At 66.6% G+C, this 24,813-nt stretch carries 18 protein-coding genes; 8 read left to right on the top strand and 10 right to left on the bottom strand.

Annotated elements, in window-relative coordinates:
* Positions 1-8 precede the first annotated feature (8 nt).
* The 7 genes from flgF (at position 9) to flgL (ending at position 7,696) form a co-directional block, all read left to right on the top strand.
* Positions 9-749, top strand: a complete 741-nt coding sequence (gene flgF, locus ACCD07_RS22890; RefSeq protein WP_176654180.1) for a flagellar basal-body rod protein FlgF — start codon at positions 9-11, stop codon at positions 747-749.
* Between the two features lie 81 nt (positions 750-830).
* Positions 831-1,613, top strand: a complete 783-nt coding sequence (gene flgG / locus ACCD07_RS22895; RefSeq protein WP_176654181.1) for a flagellar basal-body rod protein FlgG — start codon at positions 831-833, stop codon at positions 1,611-1,613.
* Positions 1,614-1,634: 21 nt separating this feature from the next.
* Positions 1,635-2,300: a flagellar basal body L-ring protein FlgH gene (locus ACCD07_RS22900; RefSeq protein WP_353403219.1), complete on the top strand. Its 666-nt coding sequence runs from the start codon at positions 1,635-1,637 to the stop codon at positions 2,298-2,300.
* 5 nt (positions 2,301-2,305) lie between these two features.
* Positions 2,306-3,427 (top strand): flagellar basal body P-ring protein FlgI, encoded by a 1,122-nt coding sequence (locus tag ACCD07_RS22905; protein WP_176654182.1) that lies wholly within the window; start codon positions 2,306-2,308, stop codon positions 3,425-3,427.
* Between the two features lie 13 nt (positions 3,428-3,440).
* The gene (gene flgJ / locus ACCD07_RS22910) at positions 3,441-4,409 is read left to right on the top strand and encodes a flagellar assembly peptidoglycan hydrolase FlgJ (RefSeq protein WP_413448654.1); all 969 of its coding nucleotides are present in this window, start codon (positions 3,441-3,443) and stop codon (positions 4,407-4,409) included.
* A 60-nt stretch (positions 4,410-4,469) separates the two neighbouring features.
* On the top strand, positions 4,470-6,428 hold the full coding sequence (gene flgK / locus ACCD07_RS22915) for a flagellar hook-associated protein FlgK (protein ID WP_176654184.1): 1,959 nt from the start codon (positions 4,470-4,472) through the stop codon (positions 6,426-6,428).
* 5 nt (positions 6,429-6,433) lie between these two features.
* On the top strand, positions 6,434-7,696 hold the full coding sequence (flgL, locus tag ACCD07_RS22920) for a flagellar hook-associated protein FlgL (RefSeq protein WP_176654185.1): 1,263 nt from the start codon (positions 6,434-6,436) through the stop codon (positions 7,694-7,696).
* Between the two features lie 13 nt (positions 7,697-7,709).
* Here the strand turns inward: flgL and ACCD07_RS22925 are convergent, their stop codons facing one another.
* A complete protein-coding gene (locus ACCD07_RS22925; RefSeq protein ID WP_413448655.1) occupies positions 7,710-8,348 on the bottom strand; it encodes a TetR/AcrR family transcriptional regulator in 639 nt (212 codons plus the stop codon).
* A 24-nt stretch (positions 8,349-8,372) separates the two neighbouring features.
* Between ACCD07_RS22925 and ACCD07_RS22930 the strand changes: the two genes are divergently transcribed.
* Positions 8,373-9,914: an FAD-dependent monooxygenase gene (locus ACCD07_RS22930; RefSeq protein ID WP_413448656.1), complete on the top strand. Its 1,542-nt coding sequence runs from the start codon at positions 8,373-8,375 to the stop codon at positions 9,912-9,914.
* Between the two features lie 30 nt (positions 9,915-9,944).
* Here the strand turns inward: ACCD07_RS22930 and ACCD07_RS22935 are convergent, their stop codons facing one another.
* From ACCD07_RS22935 to ACCD07_RS22975, 9 genes are all read right to left on the bottom strand, one after another.
* Positions 9,945-18,764 (bottom strand): iron-regulated protein frpC, encoded by an 8,820-nt coding sequence (locus ACCD07_RS22935; protein WP_413448657.1) that lies wholly within the window; start codon positions 18,762-18,764, stop codon positions 9,945-9,947.
* Between the two features lie 84 nt (positions 18,765-18,848).
* Complete coding sequence (gene fliR, locus ACCD07_RS22940) at positions 18,849-19,691, bottom strand: flagellar biosynthetic protein FliR (protein ID WP_176654188.1); 843 nt, start codon at positions 19,689-19,691, stop codon at positions 18,849-18,851.
* Positions 19,692-19,800: 109 nt separating this feature from the next.
* Positions 19,801-20,070 carry a flagellar biosynthesis protein FliQ gene (gene fliQ / locus ACCD07_RS22945; RefSeq protein WP_176654189.1) on the bottom strand — a complete coding sequence of 90 codons (270 nt, stop codon included), beginning with the start codon at positions 20,068-20,070 and terminating at the stop codon, positions 19,801-19,803.
* Between the two features lie 9 nt (positions 20,071-20,079).
* Positions 20,080-20,835, bottom strand: coding sequence for a flagellar type III secretion system pore protein FliP (gene fliP, locus ACCD07_RS22950; protein WP_176654190.1), 756 nt, complete (start codon positions 20,833-20,835; stop codon positions 20,080-20,082).
* The gene (fliO, locus tag ACCD07_RS22955) at positions 20,825-21,544 is read right to left on the bottom strand and encodes a flagellar biosynthetic protein FliO (protein WP_413448658.1); all 720 of its coding nucleotides are present in this window, start codon (positions 21,542-21,544) and stop codon (positions 20,825-20,827) included. The genes fliP and fliO overlap by 11 nt, the downstream gene beginning before the upstream one ends.
* Positions 21,541-21,966, bottom strand: a complete 426-nt coding sequence (gene fliN, locus ACCD07_RS22960; protein ID WP_176654192.1) for a flagellar motor switch protein FliN — start codon at positions 21,964-21,966, stop codon at positions 21,541-21,543. The genes fliO and fliN overlap by 4 nt, the downstream gene beginning before the upstream one ends.
* 44 nt (positions 21,967-22,010) lie before the next feature.
* Positions 22,011-22,991, bottom strand: coding sequence for a flagellar motor switch protein FliM (gene fliM / locus ACCD07_RS22965; protein WP_176654193.1), 981 nt, complete (start codon positions 22,989-22,991; stop codon positions 22,011-22,013).
* A 15-nt stretch (positions 22,992-23,006) separates the two neighbouring features.
* A complete protein-coding gene (gene fliL / locus ACCD07_RS22970; protein WP_176654194.1) occupies positions 23,007-23,522 on the bottom strand; it encodes a flagellar basal body-associated protein FliL in 516 nt (171 codons plus the stop codon).
* A gap of 86 nt (positions 23,523-23,608) precedes the next feature.
* Positions 23,609-24,813: flagellar hook-length control protein FliK (locus ACCD07_RS22975; RefSeq protein ID WP_413448659.1), on the bottom strand; the 1,205-nt coding region annotated here is incomplete at its 5' end.

Below are 24,813 nucleotides of genomic sequence, written 5' to 3' on the forward strand. Positions count from 1 at the left end.
AGATAGCCATGGACCGCCTGGTTTATACCGCGATGACAGGGGCGCGGCACGTGATGGAGCAGCAAGCCACCGTTGCCAACAACCTGTCCAACGCCACCACCACCGGCTTCCGCGCACAGCTCGACAGTTTTCGGGCGGTGCCGGTGGTGTCGGAGGGCTTGCCGACGCGCGCCTTCGTGGTCGACTCGACGGTCGGCGCCGACATGCGCGCCGGCCCGATCCAGACCACCGGCCGTCCGCTCGACATCGCGGTGCGCGACCAGGGCTGGCTGGCGGTGCAGTCGGCCGACGGTTCGGAAGCCTATACCCGCAACGGCAGCCTGAAGATCAGCGAGAACGGCCTGCTGCAGACTTCGGGCGGCCAGACCCTGGTCGGCGACGGCGGCCCGATCGCCATCCCGCCCGACGTGACGGTGATGGTGGCCGGCGACGGCACCGTCAGCACCATTTCCACCGACTTCAAGCCCGGCCCGGCCAACGTGCTGGGACGCATCAAGCTGGTCAATCCCGACCCCAAGGGCCTGGTGCGCGGCGACGACGGCCTGTTCCGCCAGACCAGCGGCCTGCCGGCCGACAACGACCCGGCGGTGCGCGTGGTCGACGGCGCGCTCGAGGGCAGCAACGTCAATCCGGTCGATTCCATGGTCAACATGATCAGCCTGGCAAGACAGTTCGAAATGCAAATGAGTTTGCTGAAGAACGCCGAGAATAACGCCGCAAAAGCCACCCAGATCCTCGCTTTGAGTTGATGACCTCTCCCGCATAATGGTTGCGTGGGATGAGTAGCTGTCGCTTTTGACGGCTCCCGTCCAAGCAACGGGAGAAGCATCATGATACGTTCACTGTGGATCGCCAAGACCGGCATGGAAGCGCAGCAGACCGCGCTGGACGTGACGTCCAACAACCTGGCCAACGTCAGCACCAACGGTTTCAAGAAGTCGCGCGCCGTGTTCGAGGACCTGCTGTACCAGAACATCCGCCAGCCGGGCGGCCAGTCGTCGCAGCAGACCAATCTGCCGTCGGGCATGCAGCTGGGTACCGGCGTGCGGCCGGTGGCGATCGAGCGCGTGCACACCCAAGGCAATCCCCAGTCGACCGGCAACGATAAAGACCTGATGGTCAACGGCAACGGCTTCTTCAACGTGCTGCTGCCGGACGGCACCACCGCCTACACCCGCGACGGCTCCTTCCAGCGCGACAACAACGGCCAGATGGTCACCTCCAGCGGCTTCGTGCTGCAGCCTGCCATCACCATCCCGATCACCGCGCAATCGATCACCGTCGGCCGCGACGGCACCGTGTCGGTCACCCTGCCGGGCCAGGTGGCGCCGCAGCAGATCGGCAGCATCCAGCTGTCGACCTTCATCAACCCGACCGGGCTGGAATCGAAGGGCGAGAACCTGTACGTGGAAACCGGCGCCTCCGGCAATCCGCAAGCCAATACGCCGGGCACCAACGGCACCGGCGTGATCCTGCAAGGCTATGTGGAAACGTCGAACGTCAACGTGGTCGAGGAAATGGTCAACATGATCCAGACCCAGCGCGCCTACGAAATCAACTCGAAGGCCATCACGACCTCCGACCAGATGCTGCAGAAGCTGTCGCAGCTGTAACGCACTGCAAGGACCATGATCATGAAATATGTCTTCACTTCCATCACTTCCGTCACCTGCTTGCTGCTGCTGAGCGGCTGCATGACCACGCCGACCTCCATCGTGCAAATGCCGATGTCGGCCCGCCCGCTCAACACCGAGCAGCTGGCCGCCGCGCCGAGCAACGGCGCGATCTACCAGAACGCCGCGTTCCGCCCGATCTTCGAAGACCGCCGCGCGCGCCACGTGGGCGACGTGCTGACCCTGGTCATCACCGAGAAAACCTCGGCCGTCAAGGCCGGCGCCAGCTCGGGCAACAAGTCGGGCAGCGTCAGCGCGACCATGCCCAAGCCGCTGCAATCGACCTTCGGCAATCCGCTGTCGGTGACCAACGACAGCAAGTACGCCGACGGCGACAACCAGTCCGCCAGCAACACCTTCACCGGCACCATGGGCGTGACCGTGGTCGAGGTGCTGTCCAACGGCAACCTGATCGTCGCCGGCGAAAAACAGGTGGCGATGAACAAGGGCGTGGAATTCATCCGCTTCTCCGGCATGGTCAACCCGGACAACATCGCCACCGGCAACACCGTGCAATCGACCGCCGTGGCCGACGCCCGCGTCGAGTACCGCACCAACAGCCAGATCGACCGCGCCGAGATGGCCTCGATGGCCTCGCGCTTCTTCCAAAGCCTGCTGCCTTTCTGACCATCATGAAAACATCCCAACTCAAAGCCGCGCTGCTGGTCTGCCTGTCCCTGCTGGCGCCGTTCAGCCGCGCCGAGCACCTGCGCGACCTGGCCAGCATCGCCGGCGTGCGGCAGAATCAGCTGATCGGCTACGGCCTGGTCGTCGGCCTCGACGGCAGCGGCGACCAGACCACGCAGACCCCGTTCACCGTGCAAAGCGTGGTCTCCATGCTGCAGCAGCTGGGCGTGAACCTGCCGCAGGGCACGCAGCTGCAATTGAAAAACGTCGCCGCCGTGATGGTGACGGCGTCGCTGCCGCCGTTCGCGCAGCCGGGCCAGACGCTCGACATCACCGTGTCGTCGATGGGCAACGCCAAGAGCCTGCGCGGCGGCACCCTGCTGATGACGCCGCTGAAAGGCGCCGACGGCCAGGTCTACGGCATGGCCCAGGGCAACGTGCTGGTCGGCGGCGTCGGCGTGCAGGCCGGGGGCGCCGGTGGCGGCGGCAGTTCGCTGACCGTCAACCACCTCAGCGTCGGCAAGATTTCCGGCGGCGCCACGGTCGAGCGCGCGGTCGCGTCCAGCCTGGGCGAGGGCAACTTCATCAAGCTGGAATTGAACACCGCCGACTTCGCCACCGCCAGCCGCGTGGTCGAAGCGATCAACGACAAGTACGGCCCCGGCATCGCCTACGCGCTGGACAGCCGCGTGATCCGCGTGCAGTCGCCCAGCGGCAGCGACCAGCGCGTGACCTTCATCGGCACCCTGCAGGACATGCAGGTCAATCCGGCGGAGCAGCCGGCCAAGGTCATCATGAACGCGCGCACCGGTTCGGTGGTGATGAACCGCGCCGTCACGCTGGACACTTGCGCGATCTCGCACGGCAACCTGTCGATTTCGGTCACCGCCGACACCCAGGTCAGCCAGCCGAACCCGTTGTCGGGCGGCCGCACCGTGGTCACGCAGAACCCGCAGGTCGGCATCAAGGCCGACAGCGGCAAGGTCATGCTGGTCAAGGGCGGCGCCTCGCTGGCCGACGTGGTCAAGGCGCTCAACGCCATCGGCGCCACGCCGCAGGACCTGCTGGCCATCCTGCAGGCGATGAAGGCCGCCGGTTCGCTGCGCGCCGAGCTGGAAATCATTTAAGCCGGGGGCCGTCATGACGAACTCAAGCAACACCTCCAACGACCTCAGCAGCAAGTTCGCGCTCGACGTCAAGGACATGGGCAGCCTGCGCCAGTCGGCCAAGGCCGGCAGCCCCGAGGCGCTGAAGACGGCCGCGACGCAATTCGAAGCCATGTTCGTCAACATGATGATGAAGAGCATGCGCGACGCCACGCCGCAGGACGGCATGATGGACAGCCAGCAGACCAAGATGTTCACCACCATGCTGGACCAGCAGACCAGCCAGAACATCGCCAAGAAGGGCATCGGCCTGTCCGACATGCTGATACGCCAGCTGTCGAAGACCGCCGACAAGCAGGCGCTGGCGATCGGCGGCGAGGCCGGCGACAGCGCCAGCGGCGTCAACGGCGGCAGCTTTGCCGGCGCCGCCAGCCTGATGGACGCCAAGCTGCAGCGCGCCATCGCGGCCGCCGGCGGTCCCGGCGCCGTGGGATCGGTTGACGACAACAGCGCCGTGCCTGCCACCATCAAAAGCACGCAGCCCACGCACGTGCGCAACTTCCAGGAAAAGCTGGGCGCGCATGCGGAGGAAGCCAGCCGCACGACCGGCATCCCGGCCAAGTTCATGCTGGGCCAGGCGGCGCTGGAGTCCGGCTGGGGCAAGCGCGAGATCAAGGGCCGCGACGGCACCAACAGCCACAACCTGTTCGGCATCAAGGCCGGCGGCGACTGGAAGGGCAAGGTGGTCGAGGCCACCACCACCGAATACGTCAACGGCAAGGCGCAGACCAGGGTCGAGCGCTTCCGCGCCTACGACAGCTACAGCGACAGCTTCAAGGATTACGGCAAGCTGCTGGCCAGCAATCCGCGCTACGAAAAAGTCCTGGCCAGCGCGGGCGACGCCAGCAGCTTCGCCCAGGGGCTGCAAAAGGCCGGCTATGCCACCGATCCCCATTACGCCAGCAAGCTGACCAGCATCATCAAGCGCTCGCTGGCCGGTTAGACCAGCCATTAAGGTTTGCGCGCGATGTGCCGTAACCCATCACAGATAGAGTAAAAAATCATGTCCAGTCTCCTCAGCATCGGTAAGAGCGGTTTGTTGGCAGCCCAGGTAGGTCTGTCGACCACCGGCAACAACATCACCAACGCCGGCGTGGCTGGCTACAGCCGCCAGGTCGCGATCCAGTCCGACACGGCCACGCAGGACCAGGGCTTCGGCTTCGTCGGCAGCGGCACCGAGGTGACGGCCGTGCGCCGCTACTACGACAACTTCCTCGCGGTCCAGCTGCGCAACGCCGAATCGAACCAGGCTTCGCTGGACGCCTACACCAAGCAGGTCAGCCAGATCGACAACCTGCTGGCCGACCCGACCGCCGGCCTGTCGCCGGCGCTGCAGGACTTCTTCAACGGCGTGCAGGACGCCACCTCGAACCCGGCCTCGGCGGCATCGCGCCAGGCCATGCTGTCGACCGCCGATTCGCTGGCCTCGCGCTTCCAGGGCTTGAGCGCGCGCCTGTCGGAAATCGCGTCCGGCGTCAACGGCCAGATCACCTCCAGCGTCGGTGAAATCAATTCCTACGCCAAGGAGATCGCGGCGCTGAACCAGACCATCGCCGGCCTGACCACGGACGGCAAGGCGCCCAACGATTTGCTGGACCACCGCGACCAGATGCTGACCGAGCTGAACAAGCTGGTCAAGACCACCGTCATCCCGGGCGACAACAACACGCTGACCGTCGAGATCGGCACCGGCCAGCCGCTGGTGGTGGGCAACACCGCGTTCCAGCTGGGCACCTCCACCTCGCCGACCGACGCCAGCCGCGTCACCGTCGGCTACCAGACGGCAAGCGGCGCCTTCAGCCCGCTGCCGGACAGCGTGCTCAGCGGCGGCCAACTGGGCGGCCTGCTGCAATTCCGCGACGGCACCATGGACCGCGCGCAGAATTCGCTGGGCCAGGTGGCGGCCGCGCTGGCCGTCAGCTTCAATGCACAGCACGTGCTGGGCCAGGACCAGAATGGCGCCCCCGGCACGCCGTTCTTCGGCCCGATCAACGCCTACATCGGCGTCAACCAGAACAACTCGCCGCTCAGCACGGCCACCGTCAGCGCCGTCGTCACCGACGCCAGCAAGCTGACCGCCAGCGACTACAGCGTCGATTTCGACGGCACCAATTTCAACGTCACCCGCCTCAGCGACGGCCAGATCACGCAGATCAATCCGTTCCCGCAGACGGTGCCGCAAACCATCGACGGCGTCGACTACACGATCAGCGGTTCGCCGGTGACCAAGGATAACTTCCTGGTGCGGCCGACCTACAACGCCGCCAACGACTTCAGCGTGGCGATCCAGGACCGCAGCAAGATCGCGCTGGCCGCGCCGATCGCCACCGGCGCGCCGACCACCAACGCCGGCAACGGCAAGATCACGGCCGGCACCGTCGACGCCAACTACCTGACGCCGGGCAACGCGCTGGCCGCGCCGGTCACGCTGACCTTCGACAAGGCCACCGGCACGCTGTCGGGCTTCCCGCCGGCGCAGGATGTGACGGTGACCGTCAACGGCGTGGCCACCGTGTATCCGGCCGGCACGCCGACGATCCCTTACACCGATGGCGCGGCGATCAGCTTCGGCGGCATCAACTTCAACATCAGCGGCACCCCGGCCGACCTCGACACGTTCAGTGTCGGCCCCAACACCAGCGGCGTCGGCGACAGCCGCAACGGCGCCTTGCTGGCCGGCCTGCAGACCAAGAACATCCTCGACAACGGCAACGCCACCTACCAGACCAGCTACGCGCAGATGGTCAACTTCGTCGGCAACAAGGCGCGCGAGGCGCAGATCAGCGGCAGCGCCGCCGACGCCGCCGTGAGCCAGGCCACCGCGCAGCGGGAGAGCGTGTCCGGTGTGAATCTCGATGAGGAAGCGGCAAATCTGTTACGCTACCAGCAGGCGTACCAGGCTTGCGGCAAAGTGATGCAGGTCGCCAGCCAGCTGTTCGATACACTGATCAACATTAGGTAAATATCATGATCATGCGCATCAGTTCCAAGACGATCTTCGATACCGGCGTCGGGCAGATCAGCTCGCTGCAGTCGGCGCTCGCCCGTACCCAGGCGCAGCTGTCCACCGGCCGCAAGAACCTGACCGCCGCCGACGACCCGATCGCCACCGCGCGCGCGCTGGAAGTGACCCAATCGCAATCGATCAACACCCAGCTGGTGACCAACCGCTCCAACGCCAAGGGCACCTTGTCGCTGGAGACGGTGGCGCTGGCCAGCTCGACCTCGATCTTGCAGGACATCAAGACGCTGACCGTCAACGCCGGCGACGGCAGCATGACGCAGAAGGACCGCGAGTCGCTGGCGGTGGAGCTGGAAGGCCGGCTGGCCGACCTGCTGGGCCAGGCCAACACCTCGGACGGCGTGGGCGGCTATGTGTTCTCCGGCTACAAATCGACCACCTTGCCGTTCACCCAGACCGCCACCGGCGCCGCCTACCAGGGCGACCAGGGCCAGCGCGAACTGCAGGTGGGCTCGACCCGCAAGCTGCCGATCAGCGATTCCGGCTCGTCGGTGTTTGAAAACAACGCGACCGGCAACGGCACCTTCCTGACCGGCGCCGATCCCGGCAATTTCACCCGCGGCGGCAGCGGCATCATCAGCCCCGGCTCGGTCAAGGACGCCACCCAGCTGACCGGGCACCAGTACCAGATCGATTTCCAGGTGGTGCCGGCGACGCCGGGCGTGCCCAAGGTCACCACCTACACGGTCACCGACGTCACCTTGAACCAGCCGGTGCCGGCGGCACCGGTGCCGGCCGTGCCGCAGCCCTATGTCAGCGGCCAGAACATCACGTTCGATGGCTTGCAGTTCGACATCAAGGGCGACCCGGCCGACCTCGACCAGTTCACCGTGCAGCCCAGCACCAAGCAATCGATTTTCACCACCGTGTCGGACCTGATCGCGGCTCTGCGCGCGCCGGGCGACGGCGCGGCGGGGCAGGCCAGCCTGAACAACAAGCTGAACCAGGCGCAGATGAATGTCGACAACGCCACCGATAACTTGCTGTCGGTACAGTCGGCGGTGGGCTCGCGGCTGAAGGAGCTCGATTACCTGGACAGCTCGGGCGACGATTTGAACCTGCAGTACGCCACCACCTTGTCGGACTTGCAGGATGTCGACACGGTCAAGGCGATCTCGCTGTTCACCCAACAGCAGACCACGCTGGACGCGGCGCAGAAATCGTTCAAGAGCCTGGCCGGATTGTCGCTGTTCAATTACATCACCTGACGAAGAGCACCGCTCAGGCGTAAGGCGTGCCGGCCACGGCGGCTTTGACGCCCAGGGTTCCCTTGTCGACGATGGACAGGAAGGCCGTCTGCGCCTCCTCCGTATTCCGGTTCTGTCGATAGATCCGGTGCGCCTGGATGAGGGCGACAGTCCACGTCGCCAGCAGCAGGCCGGCCGCCAGATGGGCGTCGGCGTCGTCCGGTTCCCGCCCCGCGCATTCCCATAGCGCCTCCGCCACCAGTTGCCACAGTTCGTTGCGTATCGCCCTGGCCCTGGCCTTCAGGGTTTCGCTGCCTTCGATGGTCTCGACGAAGCCCTGGCTGTCGGCATTAAAACTGACGTAAGGACTCTGTTCGGCCACCAGCCGGTGCGCCAGCAGGCGCAAGGTCTCGACCGGCGCGACCTGCGGATCGGGCTGCCGCAACGCGTCGCGCAGCATCGCGCGGCCTTCCTCGTCGCGGTCGAAGAACATGTCTTCCTTGCGCGGGAAATGGTTGAACACCGTCATCCGCCCGACGTCCGCGGCTGCGGCGATCTCATCCACCGTGACGTGGTCGAAGCCCCGCTCAAGGAAAAGCCGCGTGGCGGCATTGGAAATGCTTTGCCGCGTGGCGAGACGCTTGCGGGATCTCAGGTCGGTTGGTATTGACATGCCGCGAATGATAGCATACCTTGTATGTACTTAGTATATATTGGGATTGAGTATATGTTTTATGATGTGGTGATTAGCGGGGCTGGCCCCGTGGGGCTTTTCCTTGCCTGTGAACTGGCTTTGGCCAAATGTACCGTGCTGGTGCTGGAAAAGGCGGAGCACCCGCACTCGCCCCTGAAGCAGCTTCCTTTCGGCATACGGGGACTGTCGGCGCCCACCGTCGAGGCGTTCTACCGCCGGGGCGTGCTGAAGGAACTGATGGTGCCGCAGCGCCTCAAGGATCCGTTCGGCAATACGGGCAAGGCGCAATCGCGCCGCCAGGCGGGGCACTTCGCCGGGATTCCATTTTATTTCGACGATATCGATACCTCGCAGTGGGCGCACCGCCTTCCAAGCTCGACCGACACCATGCTGTTGTCCGAGATGGAGGAGCTTGAAACGGTGCTGGCCCGCCGCGCGCAAGCGCTGGGCGTCGTCATCAAGCGCGGGGTTGCCGCCACCGGCTTGCATCAGACAGGGGATGGCGTGCGCGTTGAGTCCGACGGCCAATCTTTCCAAGGTAAATGGCTGGTCGGCTGCGACGGCAGCCGCAGTGTCGTCCGCAAAATGGGCGGTTTTGAATTCGCCGGCACCGAGCCGGAATTTACCGGCTATTCCGCCCAGGTGGAGATTGCCGATCCGGAGAAGCTCAGCCCAGGCCGGAACCTGACGGCGACCGGCATGTACTTCCAATCGCAGCCGGGCTTCCTGGTGATGCAGGAGTTCGATGGCGGGGCGTCCCATGGCGCGGGGCCCGTTACGCTTGCACAGGTCCAGCAAGTGCTGCGCCGCGTCTCGGGCACCGACGTCACCGTCAGCGCTTTGCATGCGGCGGCCACCTGGACCGACCGGGCGCGGCAGGCCACAAGCTACCGCAACGGACGGGTGCTGCTGGCCGGCGACGCCGCGCACATCCACGCGCCGCTGGGAGGGCAGGGGCTCAACCTCGGGATCGGCGACGCCATGAACCTGGGCTGGAAGCTCGCCGCCGCCATTCATGGCCGTGCGCCGGCAGGCTTGCTGGACAGTTATCACACCGAACGGCACCCGATTGGCGCACAGGTGCTGGATTGGTCGCGCGCGCAGGTTGCCGCCATGAGGCCGGATCCCCATGCGCGCGCATTGAGCGCCATCCTGCGCGACCTGATGGAAACGCGTGACGGCGCCACGTATATTGCCGGGAGAGTCAGGGGTATTTTCATGCAGTACGATCTTGGCGACGGTCACCCAATGGTCGGCCGTAGCGTGCCCAACTTCGAATTGGAAGACGGCACGACCATCGGCGAGCTCATGCATGACGGCCGGGGGATGTTGCTGGACTTCGCATCAAATGCCGCGCTGAAAACGCTGGCGGCTGAATACGGCGACCGGATGAAGTATGTTGCGGGGCGCGCTAAAGACCAATGCGGCTTGAGCGCCGCGCTGATACGCCCTGACGGGTTTGTCGTGTGGGCTTCCGGCCAGCAGCCACACCTGGCGGACGCCGGACGAGCCGCCGCAAGCTGGTTTTCCGCAAATCCGCGATGACCTTGATCGGGCCACCGCGGCCTGCTTGCGCTACTTGGCCGCCAGGATGCCGGTGACCGCGTTCTGCCTGCGCAGCCAGTCCTCGCCATGCGCTCCGCCGCTGCCGGCCAGGCCGGCGCCGGCCGCGCCGTAGCGCTGCAACTGCTCGGCCAGCGCCGCGACATGGCCCGCCAGGCTGGCCGCGGCTGCCTGGCTTGCCGCCGTGTCGGACGGCGGCGTCAGCTGGCCGCTGTTGCCGGCGTTGTCGCCATTCGCCTGCTGGCTGTAGTTGCCGATCGCCTGCGTCAGCGCGCTGACCTGCGCCGCACGGCTGGCCAGGAACCAGACGTCGACCATCTGGCTGACGGTGCCGTCGTCGCTGGTGTAGCCCGAACGCAGGCCGATCCAGTTGTTGTTGTCCAGCTCGCTTACCTTGGTGGCGCCCACGTTCAGGCTGGCGATGTGCAGCTCGGACAGCGACTTCAGCTCGCCGGCCTGGCTGACGCCGTCCGCATTGGCGTCGACCCACACGCGCAAGTCGCCGAACTGCGCATCCTTGCCGTCGACCACGCCGTCGTGGTTGCTGTCCATGTCGGACAGCGCCGCGAAGCCGTCCTTGGCCTTGCCGCCGGCGCTGCTGCTGGTGGCGGTGCCGAACAGCTCGCCACCGTCGTTGATGGTGCCGTCGTGGTTGCGGTCGAGCGCCAGCAAGCCGTCGCCGGAACCGACCCAGCCGGTGTTGATCTTCTCGCCGTCGGCGTAGAGGTCGAACTTGACGCCGGCCGAGATGCCCAAGGTGTGGATGCCGTCGCCGTTCAAGTCCAGGACCAGCGGACTGCCCAGCGGCAGTACCGCTTGCTGGTCGGCGGTCAGCGCCGCCACCTGCTCGGCGCTCAGCGCGCACACCTGCGTCGACGCCAGCGCGGCAACATCGGCGATGCTCATCGCGGCGATCTGTTCCACCGTCAGCGCCTTGATCAGCGTGGTCTTCAGCGAGCGCACCTGCGCCGTTGTCAGCGAGGCGATCTGGCCGGTGCTGAACTTGGCGATGCTGGCCGCCGTCAGGCCGTTGAGCTGCGCCGTCTTCAGCGCCACGATATCGTTGCCGTCCATGACCTGGATCTGGTCCGAGGTCAGCGCGTTCAGCGCCGCCAGCGACATCGCCGCCACCAGGGTCGGATCCAGCGTCGAGATCTGGGCGGTGGTCAGGCCGGCGGCCTGGACCGCGCCCAGCGAGGCGATCTGGTTGGTGCGCATGCCGGTCACCATGTCGGCCGACATGGCACTGATCTGGTCGGACGTGAAGCCGCCGATCTGCGCGGTGGTAAAGGCCGCCAGCGTGCCGAGCGCAGCCAGCTGGTCGGTGCCCAGGCCGCGGATCTGCAATACCGCCAGCGACGACAGCGACTTGCTCGACAGTGCGGCGAACTGGTCGCCGGTCAGCGCGCCCAGTTGGTTGGTCTTCAGCGACTGCAGCTGGGCCGAGTTCAGTATCGATACCGAATCCACGCTCAGCGCCTTGATCTGGTCGGTGTTCAGCGCCGCCACGTTGAGGCCGCGCGCCTGCGTCGCCGTCAGTGAGCCGAGTTGGTCGGTGTTGAGCAGGGTCAGCTGCTTGAGCGTCAGGCCGGCGATCTGCGTCGAGCGCAGGCTGCCGAAGTGGTCGACGTCGATGCCGGCCAGCTGGTCCGAGGTCAGCGCCGCCATCTGGCCGGCCGTCAGCACGCCCAGCGTTTGCAGCGCGTTGATCTGGTCGGTCGACAGCGCCGACACTTCGCTCGCGCTCAGCGTGGCGATCTGCTGCGTCACCAGGCTGCCGATCTGCGCCAGGGTCAGGCTGGCGAACTGCGACTTGGTCAGCGCGTTCAGCTGAACGCTGCTGAGTCCTGCCACGTCGTCCAGCTCGATGGCGGCGATCTGGTCCGAGGTCAGGCCGCCCAGGCCGGTCAGGCTGAGGCCGCGCAGCTGTGCGCCGGTCAGCGCGACGATCTGGTCGGTGCTCAGGTTCTGCACCTGCACCTTGCTCAGCGCGGCCATCTGCGCCGTCTTCAGCGTGCCCAGGTGGTCGACGTCGAGCATGCTGAGCTGGTAGGTCGACATCGCGGCGATCTGTGACGACTTCAGGTTGCCCAGCGTGCTCAGCGCGTTGAGTTGTTCGGTGGCCAGCGCGCGGATCTGCGCGTCCGTCAGCGAACCGAGCTCGGCGGTGGTCAGCGAGCCCATCTGGTCGATGCTCAGCAGCGAGATCTGTTGCGTGCTCAGCGAGGCGATCTGGTTGGTTTTCAGGCCGGACAAGTCTTCCACTTCCATCGCCGCCAGCTGGTCGCTGTACAGGCCGCGCAGCGCGGACGTGCTCAGCGCGCGCCATTGGTTGACCGTCAGCGCCTGGATCTGGTGGGTGTCGAAGGCGGCCATCTGGCGGCTGCTCAGCGACGCGATCTGGACCGAGGTCAGCGCGGCCAACTGGTCATCGGTCAGCGCGGCGATGCGGTCGGTGGTCAGCACCGACACCTGAGTGGTATTGAGCGAACCGAGCTTGCCCAGCAACAGGAACTGCGCCGGCGTCAGCGCGTTCAGCTGCGCCGAGCTCAGCGAGGCCACCTGCTGCGTGTTCAGCGCGCTCAACTGGTCGGTGGTCAGCGACACCAGCTGGTCGGTCGTCAGCGCGCGGATCTGGCTGGTGCGCAGGCCGGCGAAATCGCCCACCTCCATCGCGTCCAGCTGGTCCGTGCTGAGACCGGCGATGCTGCGCGTGCTCAGCGCGCGCACCTGGGTGTCGCTCAGGTTGACGATCTGGTCGGTGCTCAGCGCGCGGGTCTGGTTCAAGGTCAGCGCGCTGATGGCGCCGGTGTTGAAGCTGGCGATCTGGCCGGTGGTGATGGCGGCGATCTGGTCGGTGGTCAGCGCCACCACCTGGGTCGACTTCATGGCGGCGATATCGGCCGCCTCGAGCACGGCGATCTGGTCCGACGTCAACGCGGCCAAGGTGCGCGTGTTCAGCGCCAGGATCTCGCCGGTGGTCAGCGCGATGATCTGGTCGCTGGTCAGCGCCGTCACCTGGGTGTTGCTCAGCGCGGCGACCTGGCGCGTGCTCAGCGAGGCGATCTGGTCCGGCGTCAGCACCTGCAGCTGGTCGCTGCCCAGCACGCGCACCTGGTCCGTCGTCAGGCCGCGGATGTTGACGATGGCGGCCAATTGCGCCGGGGTCAACAAGGCGATCTGGCTGGCCTTCAGGCCGGCCACTTCCTGCGTCGTCAGCGCGGCCATCTGGTCGGTGGTCAGCGCCAGCAGCTGGTCGCTGCGCAGCGACTGCAGCTGCGCGGTCTTCAGCGAGGGAATGTCGTCCACTTCGATGGCGGCGATCTGGTCGCTGCTCAGGCCCTTGAGCGCGATGGTGCTCAGCGCGCCCACCTGCGGGCCGCTCAGCGCGACGATCTGGTCGCTGTTGAGCACCGACAGCTGGGTCGAGGTCAGGGCCGCGATCTGTTTCGTGCCCATGACGCCGAAGTCGGTCGCCGTCAGCGCCACGATGCGGTCGGTCGACATGCTGGCGATCTGCAAGGTCGTGTAGTCGGACAGGTTGCCCAGCGACGAAGCCTGGGCCGTGTTCAGCGCCAGCAGCTGGTTCTGCGAGAAGGCGGCGATCGCCGCGCTGCTCAGCGCATGCAGCTGGTCGGTCAGCAGCGCCGCCATCTGGGCAGTGGTCAGCGAGCGCAATTGCGCGGTGGTCATCGCGGCGAAGTCGAGCGCCTCGATCGCATCGATCTGGTCGGTGTTCATGGCGGCCAGCAGGCTGGTGCTCAAGGCGCGGATCTGCGAGGTCGACAGCGCGATGATCTGGTCGCTGTTGATGCCGTTCAGCTGGCGGCTGTTGAGCGCCTGCAGCTGGCGCGTGCTGAGCGAGGCGAAGCGCCCCGGCGACAGCGTGACCAGCTGGTCGGTGCTCAGCGACGAGATCTGCAAGGTGGTCAGCGCGGTCAGGTTGGCCAGCGCGGCGATCTGGTCGCTGGTCAGGTAGCTCAACTGCTTGGTGGTCAGCGCCGCGACCTCGCTGGAGATCAGCGTGCCGTACTGCGTCAGCGACAGCGCGCCCAGCTGGTCGCTGGTCAGCGCCATCAGCTGGCTGGTTTTCAGCGCGATCAGGTCGGGGCCGGTCAGCTCCAGGATCTGGTCGGTGGTCAGCGCGGCGATGACGGCGTTCGACAGCGCGCGGATTTGCGCCGTGGTCAGCGCCGGCACCTGGTCGCTGGTCAGGTACTGGATCTGCACGCTGCTGAAGGCGGCGATCTGCGCGGTCTTCATGGCGGCGATCTGGGCCGGTGTCAGCGCGATGATCTGGTCGCTGTTCAGGCCGCTGATCTGTTTGGTGCCCAGGCCGGCCAGGCTGCCCAGCGCGGCGATCTGGTCGGTGGTCATGACGCCCAATTGGCGGGTGGTCAGCGCGGCGATTTCCTGCGACGTGAAGGCGCCCAGCTGGGCCAGCGTCAACGCCGCCACCTGGTCGGTGCGCAGCGCGGCGACCTGGGCGCTGCGCAAGACGGCGATGTCGACCAGCTCGATCGCGACGATCTGGTCGGTGGTCAGGCCGGCCAGCACATTGGTGGCCAGGCCTTTGATCTGCGCCGTTTCCAGCGCAATGATCTGGTCGCTGTTCAAACCCTGCGTCTGCACGCTGTTGAGCGCGCTGAGCTGGCTGGTTTTCAGCGTGGCGATCTGCGCCAGACCGAGGCTGGCGATCTGGGCGGTGGTCAGCGCCGTCACCTGGCGTGTGGTCAGCGGCGCCAGCGTGGCCAGGCTGTCGATCTGCGCCAGCGACAGCGCGGCGATCTGGCTGCTGGCCATGGCGGCCAGCGTCTTGGTGCTCAGGGCGGCGAACTGGTCGCTGGTGAGCGCGGCCAGCTGATCGCTGGTGAGCGCGTTGATCTGGTTGGAACCGAGCGCGGCCACGTCCACCACTTCGATCGCGGCGATCTGGGAGGTCGACATGGCGGCCAAGGTGCTGGCGTTCAGGCTGCGCACCTGGGCCGTGCTCAGCGCGACGATCTGGTCGGTGGTCAGCGCGCCCACCTGGGCGCTGGTCATGCCGGCGATCTGGCTGGTTTTGAGCGTGGCGATCTTAGCCAGCGCCAGGCTGGCGATCTGGGCGGTGGTGAGCGCGGCGATCTGCTTGCTGGTCAGCGGTGCCAGCGTGCCGAAGCTGGCCACCTGGTCGGTCGACAGGCCGGCGATCTGGGCGGTGGTCAGGCTGGCGATGGCGAGCGTGCTCAGCGCGCCGAACTGGGTGCTGGTCAGCTCGCCCAGCTGGTCGGTGGTCAGGCCGACGATCTGGCGCGTGCTCAGCGCCTGCAGGTCGACCACTTCGATCACCGGCACCTGGTCCGAGGTCAGCGCGCCCAGCTGCGCGGTGCTCAGCGCGCGGATCTGCACGCTGGTCAGCGCGATCACTTCATCGGTGGTCAGCGCGGCGATCTGGTCGGTCGTCATCGAGGCGATCTGGGCGCTGGTGAGGCCGGCCAGGATGGCCAGCGGCAGCGAGGCGATCTGGGCCGTGGTGAGCGCGGCGATCGACGCCGTGGTGAAGCTGGCGAGCGAGCTCAGCGCGGCGAGCTGCGTGGTGGTCAGCGCGGCTTTCTGGTCGGTGGTCAGCGCGGCGATTTCCTGCGTGGTCAGGCTGCTGATCTGGCCCGTCGTCAGCGCGGCGACCTGGTCGGTGGTCAAGGCCTTGACCTGGCCGGTCTTCAGCGCGGCCACCTCGGCGTTGGTCAGCGCGGCGATCTGCGCGGTCGCCAGCGAGGCGATCACGGCGGTCGAGATGGCGTTCAGCTGGGCCACGGTCAGCGTGGGGATCTGGTCGGTGGTGAGCGCGTTGGCCTGAAGCGAATTGAGCGCGGCGATCTGGCTCGACTTGAGTGAGCGCAGATCCAGCGTGTTCATGGTGGCGATCTGCTCGGTGGTGAGCGCGGCGAGCTGCTTGCTGCTCAATGCGGTCAGCGCGGTCAGCGCGTCGATCTGGTCGCTGTTCAGCGCGGCGATCTGGCGCGTCGTCAGCGCCGCCACCTCGGCCGAGGTCAGCGCGGCCAGCTGGGCCGGGCTCAAACCCAGCAGTTGATCCGTGCTCAGCACGGCGATCTGGCGCGTGCTCAGGCCGGCGACGTCGCCCACGGTCAGCGCGGCGATCTGGTCGGTGTTGAGCGCGGACAGCGCGTCGGTGTTCAGGGCGCGCACCTGGGCCGGGCTCAGCGCGACGATCTGGCCGAGGGTGATGGCGGCGGCCTGGGCGGCGCTCAGCGCGGCGATCTGGCTGGTCTGCAGCGCGGCGAAGTCGTCGGTCGAGAGCTGCTGGATCTGGTCCGTCGTCAACGCGCCGATCTGGCGCGAGTTGAGCGGATTGAGCGAGCTGAGTGCATCGATCTGGTCGCTGTTGAGCACGGCGATCTGGTCGCTGTTGAGCGAACGGATTTCGGCCGTGGTAAAGGCGGCCAGCTGCGCCGGGGTCAGCGCCGACACTTGCGCGGTGCTCAGACTGGCGATCTGCGAGGTGCGCAGGAAGCGGATATCGCGCGTCTCGATCGCGGCGATGGCGTCGGTGCTCAATGTGGCCAGCGCGGAGGTGCTCAGCGCGCTGATCTGCGCGCTGTTGAGGCCGATGATCTGGTCGGTGGTCAGCGCCAGCAGCTGGTTGCTGGTCAGCGCGGCAAACTGGCGCGTGCTCAGGCTGCTCATGTCGCCCGTGCTCAGCGTGCTGATCTGGTAGGTGCTCAGCGCGCGGATCTGCTGCGTGGTCAGCGCGGTCAGGCTGCGCAGCGCGTCGATCTGCTCCGAGCTCATCGCGGCGATCTGGTCGCTGGTCAGCGCCGCGGTCTCGGCCGAGGTCAGCGCCGCCACCTGGTCGGAGGACAGCACGACGACCTGGCTGGTGGTCAGCTTGCCGATCTGCCTGGTGCTCAGCGCGGCGATGTCGGCCGTCTCGATCCAGGTGATCTGGTCGGTGGTCAGCGCCGCCAGCGCGGTGGTGTTGATGCCGCGGAACTGGGCGCCGGTCAGCGCGATGATCTGGTCGCTGGTCAGCGACTGGATTTGCGCGGCGTTGAGCACGCCCAGCTGGCTGCTGGCCAGCGAGGCCAGGTTGTGCGTGGACAGCGAGGACAGCTGCGCGGTGGTGAACGAGCCGATCTGCCGGCTGGCCATGCCGGCCAGGGTCGACAGTGAATTGAGCTGGTCGGTGGTCAGCGCGCCGATCTGGTCGGTGGTGAGCGCGCCGATGGCGCTGCTGGTGAGCGCGTTGAACTGGTCGCTGGTCAGCGCGGCCAACTGGTCGGTGCCCAGCCGCGCCACCTGCACCGAGCGCAGCGCGGCGATGTCGCGGGTTTCGATTTGCTGGATCTGGTCGGTGGTCAGCAGGTTCAGCGTGGCGCTGTTCAGGCTGGCAAACTGCGTGGCCGACAGCGCGATGATCTGGTCGCTATTGAGCGCCTGCAGCTGGTCCTGGCGCAGCGCCGCCAGCTGGGTGCTGCTCAGCGCGGCGATGTCCTTGGTTTCCAGGTTGGTGATCTGGTCGCTGGTCAGGCCCTGCAGCTGGCCGGTGGTCAGCGGCGCCAGCGACTTCAGGCCGGCGATCTGGTCAGAGCTCAGCACCGACAGCTGGTCGCTGGTCAGCGCGGCCTCGGCGGCGGTGCTCATGGCCGCCATCTCGTCGGTGGTCAGCGCGATCAGCTGGTCGCTGCTCAGCGTGCGGATCTGGCGCGTGGTTAGCGCGGCAAAGTCGCGCGTTTCCATGTTGAGCAGCTGCTCGGTGGTCAGCGCGGCGATGACGTCGGTTGTCAGCGTGGCGACCTGGGCGGTGCTCAGGCCGACGATCTGGTCGGTGGTCAGCGCCGCCACCTGGCCGGCCTGCAGCGCCGCAAGCTGGGAGCTGGTCAGCTGGGCCACGGTGGCGGTGCGCAGCACCGCCAACTGGTCGGTGGTCAGCGCGGCGATCTGGGCCGAGGTCAGCGCCGCCAGCGACGGCAGCGCCAGGATCTGGTCGGTGCTCAGCACCGGGATCTGGTCGGTGGTCAGCGCGGCGACTTCATTGCTGCGCAGCGTGCGGATCTGGTCCGAGTTCAGCCCGCCGAGCTGGGTCGCGCTGAGCGCGGCGATCTGGGTGCTGCTCATCCAGACCAGGTCGCGGGTCTCCAGCGCGCCGATCTGGTCGCTGCTGAGGCCGGCCAGCGCGGCGGTCGACAGTCCGCTGACTTGCAGCGAAGTGAGCCCGGCGATCTGGTCGGTGGTGATGGCCGCCAACTGGTCCGGCGTCAGCGCGTTGACCTGGTTGGTGGTCAGCTGCGCCAGCGACGCCGTCGGCAGCAGCGCGATCTGGTCGGTGGCGATGGCGGCCAGCGCGCCGGTGCTGAGCGCGCGGATTTGCGCCGTGCTCAGGCCGGCCAGCTGGTCGCTGGTCAGGCTGGCCACCTGGTCGGAGCCGAGCAGGGCCACCTGCGCCGACAGCAGCGCGCGCACGTCGTTCGTTTCCAGCGCCTGGACCTGGTCGGAATTGAGCCCGTTGAGCTGGACGCTGGTCAGCACCTGCATTTCGCGCGTGGTCAGCGCGATCAGCTGGTCGGTATTGAGCGCGGCGATGATGGCCGTGTTGAGCGCGCCCACTTGCTGCAAGGTCAGCAGCGGCACGTTGTCGGTGGTCAGGCCGGGCAGGGCGTCGGTGTTGAGGAAGTCCAGCTGCGCGGTGGTCAGCGCGCGCACCTGGGCGCTGCTCATCACGCCCAGCTGGTCGGAATTGAGCGCTTGCATATCTTCGGTCGTGAACAGGCCGATCTGTGCAGTCGACAGGCTGACGATCTGGTCTGTAGTGAAATCTATAACGATCGAAGTCATTGCTGTGTTCTCCCGGGAGCTCCCATGATACCTTTAAACTTGCTTCATGGAAACCAAAAATCACTGGATGGCTATTGAATTTCGCTATGGTCGCAGGCCCGGAGGTCGAACCGGCAAGTTTGCCGGTTTAAGCTGCTCGGGGCGTTGCGACCACGTTCTGGGCATCAGCCGCACGCGTTCCATGCCATCTAAAAACAGGTTTTGCACGGGCGTCACCAGGTACGGGAGCGTCATGGCGATGACCAGCAAACCTACACCCAAAGTAATCGGAAACCCGATACCAAACAAATTCAGCTGCGGCGCGGCGCGCGTCAGGATCCCGAGCGCCACGTTGGTAATCAATAAAGCGGCCACGATGGGCAGCGACAGCTGCACACCGGTGCTGAAAATCCTGCCGCCCCAGTCGGCCAGCTGCTTGAAGCCGCCGCCGTACACCGGCGCGGCCGACACCGGCAACGTCGAAAAACTCTCCACCAGCGCCGACAGCAGCACCAGGTGGGCGTTGACGGCCAAAAACGCCATGGTCGCCACCAGCGACAGGAACTGGCTGATCGCCGACGAACGGCCCTGGGTGGTGGGGTCGAAAAACGTCGCGAACCCCAGGCCCATGGTCAAACTGGAGATTTCGCCCGCCATCTCCACCGCGGCAAAAATGATGCGGATGCTAAACCCCATCGCCAGCCCGATCAGCATTTCCTGCACCAGGATCAGCAGCCCGGCCAGCGACATCGGATCGGCGGCCGGCAGCGCGGGCACGGCCGGCGCGACGATCATCGCCAGCAGCACGCCCAGGCTGATCTTGACGGTGGCCGGCACGGCGGAATTGCCCAGCAGCGGCGACGCGGCGATCAGTCCCATGATCCGCGTCAGCGGCCACAGAAGCCCGGCGATCCACAGGTTGATATCGGCAGTGGAGAACGAAATCATGAGGCGGTTTTACCTATTTATTTCCACCGGGCACCAACAACCCAATTCTAAACGAACTTCTTATTTAATCGGAAACTGTTACACATTGGCAAAATGTTCAGGCTGCGACTCAGCCGACCAGGCCGGGGATGCCGCCGAACACTTCGCGCATGTAGTCGAGCATGACCGACAGCATCCACGGCCCGGCGATCACCAGTGCCACGAAAATGCCGACCAGCTTGGGGATGAAGGACAAGGTCGCCTCATTGATCTGGGTTGCGGCTTGAAAGATACTGACCACCAGACCGATGATCAGCGCCACCAGCAGCATGGGCGCGGCGATCATCAGCGTTATTTCCATGGCATGCCGGCCCATCGTCATCACGCTTTCGGGTGTCATCGCCGTCTCCTAGTAAAAACTCTGCGCCAGCGAACCGAGCAGTAATTGCCAGCCGTCCACCAGCACGAACAGCATCAGCTTGAACGGCAGCGAGATCACGGCCGGCGACATCATCATCATCCCCATCGACATAAGTACAGAGGCGACCACCATGTCGATAATCAGAAATGGAATGAAGATGGCGAAGCCGATCTGGAACGCGGTTTTCAGTTCGCTGGTGACAAAAGCCGGCACCAGGATGCGCAGCGGTACGTCTTCCGGCCCTTGCAGCGCAGGGCTGCGCGACAATTTCACGAACAAGGCCAGGTCGGCCTGCCGGGTTTGCTTCATCATGAAAGTTTTTAATGGCGCCGCGCCCTTGTCCATGGCGACGCTCATGTTGATCTTGTTTTCCTGCAAAGGCAGGTAGGCCTCGGTGTAGATCTTGTCGAAGGTCGGGCCCATGACGAACAGGGTCAGGAACAGCGCCAGGCCGACCATCACCTGGTTCGGCGGCGCCGATTGTGTGCCCAGCGCCTGGCGCAGCAGCGACAGCACGATGATGATGCGGGTGAAGGCCGTCATCAGCAGCAGCGCCGCCGGGATGAAGGTCAGCGCCGTCATCAGCAGCATGGTCTGGATCGGCAGCGTGTAATTGGTGCCGCCGCCGGACGCCGGCGTGGCGGTGAAGGCCGGGATGCCGATGCTGGACTGGGCGGCCGCCGCCAGCGGCAGTCCCAGCGCGGCCAGCATCAGCAGGGATTTGAGGACCTGCTTATTTGCCATCGCGCTTGTCTATCGTTTGTTTGAGCCAGGCGGCGAAGTTGGCCGTCGGCAGCGGGGTGTTGACGGCCGCTTCGGTGCTTTCCTGGCGCGGCATGGTGGCCAGCGCGTTCATGCGGCCCGGCGAGGCGCCGACCACGATCCATTGCTCGCCCACCTCGACCACCAGGATGCGCTCGCGCGCGCCGACGCTCAGCGCGCCGACCAGCTTGACGTTGCTGTTGCCGCCGCCGAAGTTTTTCGGGCCGAAGCGCTTCAGCGCCCAGGCCGCGCCGACCAGCAGGGCCAGCACGAACATCAGCGCGAAGATGGTTTGCAGCAGGCCGCCGGTGCTGGTGGCGGTCGGCTGCGGGGTGGGGATGGTCATCGCCAGCGGGCCGGCCGGGACGGCGGCCTGGGCCGGTGCCGGCGGTGGCGCGACGGCGGGGCCGGATGCGGCCGGCGGTTCGACCGCCGCGGCGGCAGCCGGAGCCGCAGCGTCGGCCGCCGGCGTGCCGGCGGTGGCGCCGCTTGCATGCGCTGCGCCGCCGATGGTGCCGGACACGCTGCGCTGGGCCATTGCGGGCGGGGGGGGGGGGGGGGGGGGGGGGGGGGGGGGCGGGGTTGGCTGGGGGGGGGGCGCGTTGGGGGCCGTACCCGGGGGGGGGGGCATTGGGGGGCGGGGGGCCAAGGCCGCCGCGAGGACTAGGGTAAGGAATGGGCCGTGCTTCATTTATTCAGTTTTCGGATACGTTCGGACGGCGTGATGATGTCGGTCAGGCGGATACCGAACTTGTCGTTCACCACCACCACCTCGCCCTGGGCGATCAGGCAGCCGTTGACCAGCACGTCCATCGGCTCGCCGGCCAGGCCGTCCAGTTCCACCACCGAGCCCTGCGCCAGTTGCAGCAGGTTCTTGATGGCGATCTTGGTGCGGCCCAGTTCCACCGTCAGCTGGACCGGGATGTCGAGGATGAAGTCGATATCGTTGTGCGTCTCGGTCCGGCTCGGCGTGCTGGAAAAGTCCTTGAACACGGCCGCGCTGGCCGCCTGGGCCTGCTGCTTCTCGAGCGCCTCGGCCTCGGCCTGCGCCTGCTCGGCAATCGCCGCGCCCCATGGGTCGTCGTCGATGCTATCGTCTTGATTATCCGACATGCTTCTCTCCTGTATTGCGGTCACCGGCGGCGGTTGCGCCGGCGTTATTTGATGTTATCGGCATTGGCGAGCAATTTCTCCACCTTCAGCGCGTATTGTCCGTTCATTACCCCGTAACTGCAATCCATCACCGGCACGCCGTCGACGGTGGCCGAGATCATTTCCGGGATCGTCAGCGGGATGATGTCGCCCACGCGCATGTTGAGGATCTCGTCGAAATTGACCTTGGCCGTGCCCAGCGAGGCGACGATTTCCACCTCGGCGATCTGGATCTGCTGCGTCATCAGGCGGATCCAGCGCTTGTCCACTTCCAGCGCCTCGCCCTGCAGGCTCGAGGTCAGCGAATCGCGGATCGGCTCGATCATCGAGTACGGCATGCAGAAGTGGATCTGGCCGGACACCGAGCCCAGCTCCACCGTGAAGGTCGACGCCACCACCACCTCGTTCGGCGTGGCGATGTTGGCGAACTGCGTATTCATTTCCGAGCGGATGTATTCGAACTCGACCGGGTAGACCGGCTCCCACGACTTGGTGTAGGCCTCGAACACGATGTCCAGGATGCGCAGGATGATGCGCTGCTCGGTCTGGGTAAAGTCGCGGCCCTCGACGCGGGTGTGGAAACGGCCATCGCCGCCGAACAGGTTGTCCACCAGCAGGAACACCAGGCCCGGATCGAACACCATCAGCGCGGTGCCGCGCAGCGGCTTCATGTGCACCAGGTTCAGATTGGTCGGCACCACCAGGTTGCGGATGAACTCGGAGTACTTGGACACCCGCACCGAGCCGACCGACACCTCGGCGCTGCGGCGCAGGAAGTTGAACAGGCCGACGCGCAACAGGCGGGCGAAGCGCTCGTTGATAATCTCCAGCGTCGGCATGCGCCCGCGGACGATACGTTCCTGGGTGGCCAGGTTGTAGGTCCGGACTCCCGCGACGTCTTCCTGCGCCTGGACGTCGTCCTGGTCGCCGTTGACGCCCTTCAGCAGGGCATCGACTTCTTCCTGGGAGAGAAAATTATCAGCCATGATGTTCTAGCCTGATTACTGAATGATGAACGAAGTGAACAGCACATCTTCGATGTCCTGCGGCGCGCCGCGGTCCTCGAAGGGTTCTTTCAGCTGGGCGATGATTTCCTTGGCCAGCTGGACCTTGCCTTCCGGCGTATTGATGTCCGAGGCGTGCTTGCCCGACAACAGCAGCAACATGCGGCTGCGCACCTTGGCCATGTTGTTTTTGACATTTTCCTTCTCTTCCAGGCCGCCCACTTCCAGCGTGAACGCCAGTTGCAGGTACTGGTCGGTGCCGCTCTCGCCCGGCTGCAGGTTGACGGTGAACGGCTCGACCGGCACGTATTCCGGCGGTCCGGCCTTCTTGGCGCTCGCCTTGTGCTTGCCCTTGGCCGGCACGTCTTCCTCGGTGTCGCTTTTACCATGCAGGAAGAACCAGGCCGCGCCGCCGCCGACCACGCCCAGCAACAGGACCGCAGCCACGATGATGATGATCAGTTTTTTGCTGCCGCCGCCTGCGGGGGCCTCAACTTTCTGATCGGCTTTCATTTTTGGGTTCGCTTTCAAGATAGCCCTTGCATGGTGCGGAAGTGGATCATGCCGCCATTATGTCATTATCGGTTGGGCCTGTGGGGTCAGGCGAAGGTATCGACCGCGCCGGCCGGCACGCGGCGCGCCGGCGCGGCGCTGCGCGGAGCCTCGGCCACGGCGGCATCGCGGCCAAAGCCGCCGCTGCCCGTACGGTTGCCGCCGCCGTTGCCGCCGCCCTGGGCCGAATTGGCCTGCTGGCTAAAACCGTTGTTCTGGTCCGACATGCCGGCCGAAACGGTGGCGCTGCCCAGCTGGATGCCGGCGTCGCTCATCATTTCCCGCAGTTTCGGCAATGCCGCCTCCAGCGCTTGGCGCACTTCCGGCGTCGCCGAGGTGAAGGCGGCGGTGGCCTGGTCCTTGTTCACGCTCAGCACCACCTGCAGCGGGCCGAGGTCCGGCGGATTCAGTTCCATCGTCGCGCTTTGCTCGCCGCCGGCGGCCATGAAGACGATCTTCTGGCCCAGCTGCTGGTCCCAGGCCTGGGTGCCGACGCGGCTGCTGAGCTTGTCGGCGGGGGCGGCGACGGCGGCTTTCGCCATGTCCAGCGCGGACTGCGCGGCCGGCGCGATGGTGATGGCCGGCGCGGCTTCCTTCAGCGGCGCCGCTTCGGCGTGGACGTCGATCTTGGCGGTGGCGGCCAGCTGGGCCGGATCGGCCTGCTGCTGGCGGGTCTGCGACACTTGCTGAGCCTGCTCGCCGGCCGGCGCGGCCTTGGTGACGATGCGGTTGATCGCGTCGGCGCCGGTTTTCGGCGCGGCCGCGGTGTCGGCAACGGCGACGGTGTCGCCGGCCTTGTCGTCCGCCGGGGCGGCGACAGGCTTGGCATCGGCGGTGATTTCCTTGCCGGCGGTGGCCAGCGCCGCGGCCGGCGTGGCGGCGGAGGTGGTTGCCGCGGCGTTCGCGCCGGCGGCAGCGGCGGCTTTGGCGGCCGCTGCCGCGGTGGCGGTTTGTGCGGCCGAGCCGGCTTTGGCCAGCGCGGCCTTGAAGTCGGTGGCGTCGGCCTGGGCGGCCTGCAGCGTGTCGGCATCCGGCGCGGTGACTGCCGGGGGGGGGGGGGGGGGGGGGGGGGGGGGGGGGGGGGGGGGGGGGGGGGGGGGGGGGGGGGGGGGGGGGGGGGGGGGGGGGGGGGGGGGGGGGGGGCGCGGGGGCGGCCCGGCGGGCGGCCGCCCGCCGCCCCCCCCCCCCCCCCCCCCCCCCCCCCCCCCCCCCCCCCCCCCCCCCCCCCCCCCCCCCCCCGGCGGCATCGCTG

The organism is Duganella sp. Dugasp56 (genome assembly GCF_047304105.1).
Lineage (GTDB): Bacteria > Pseudomonadota > Gammaproteobacteria > Burkholderiales > Burkholderiaceae_D > Rugamonas > Rugamonas hordei.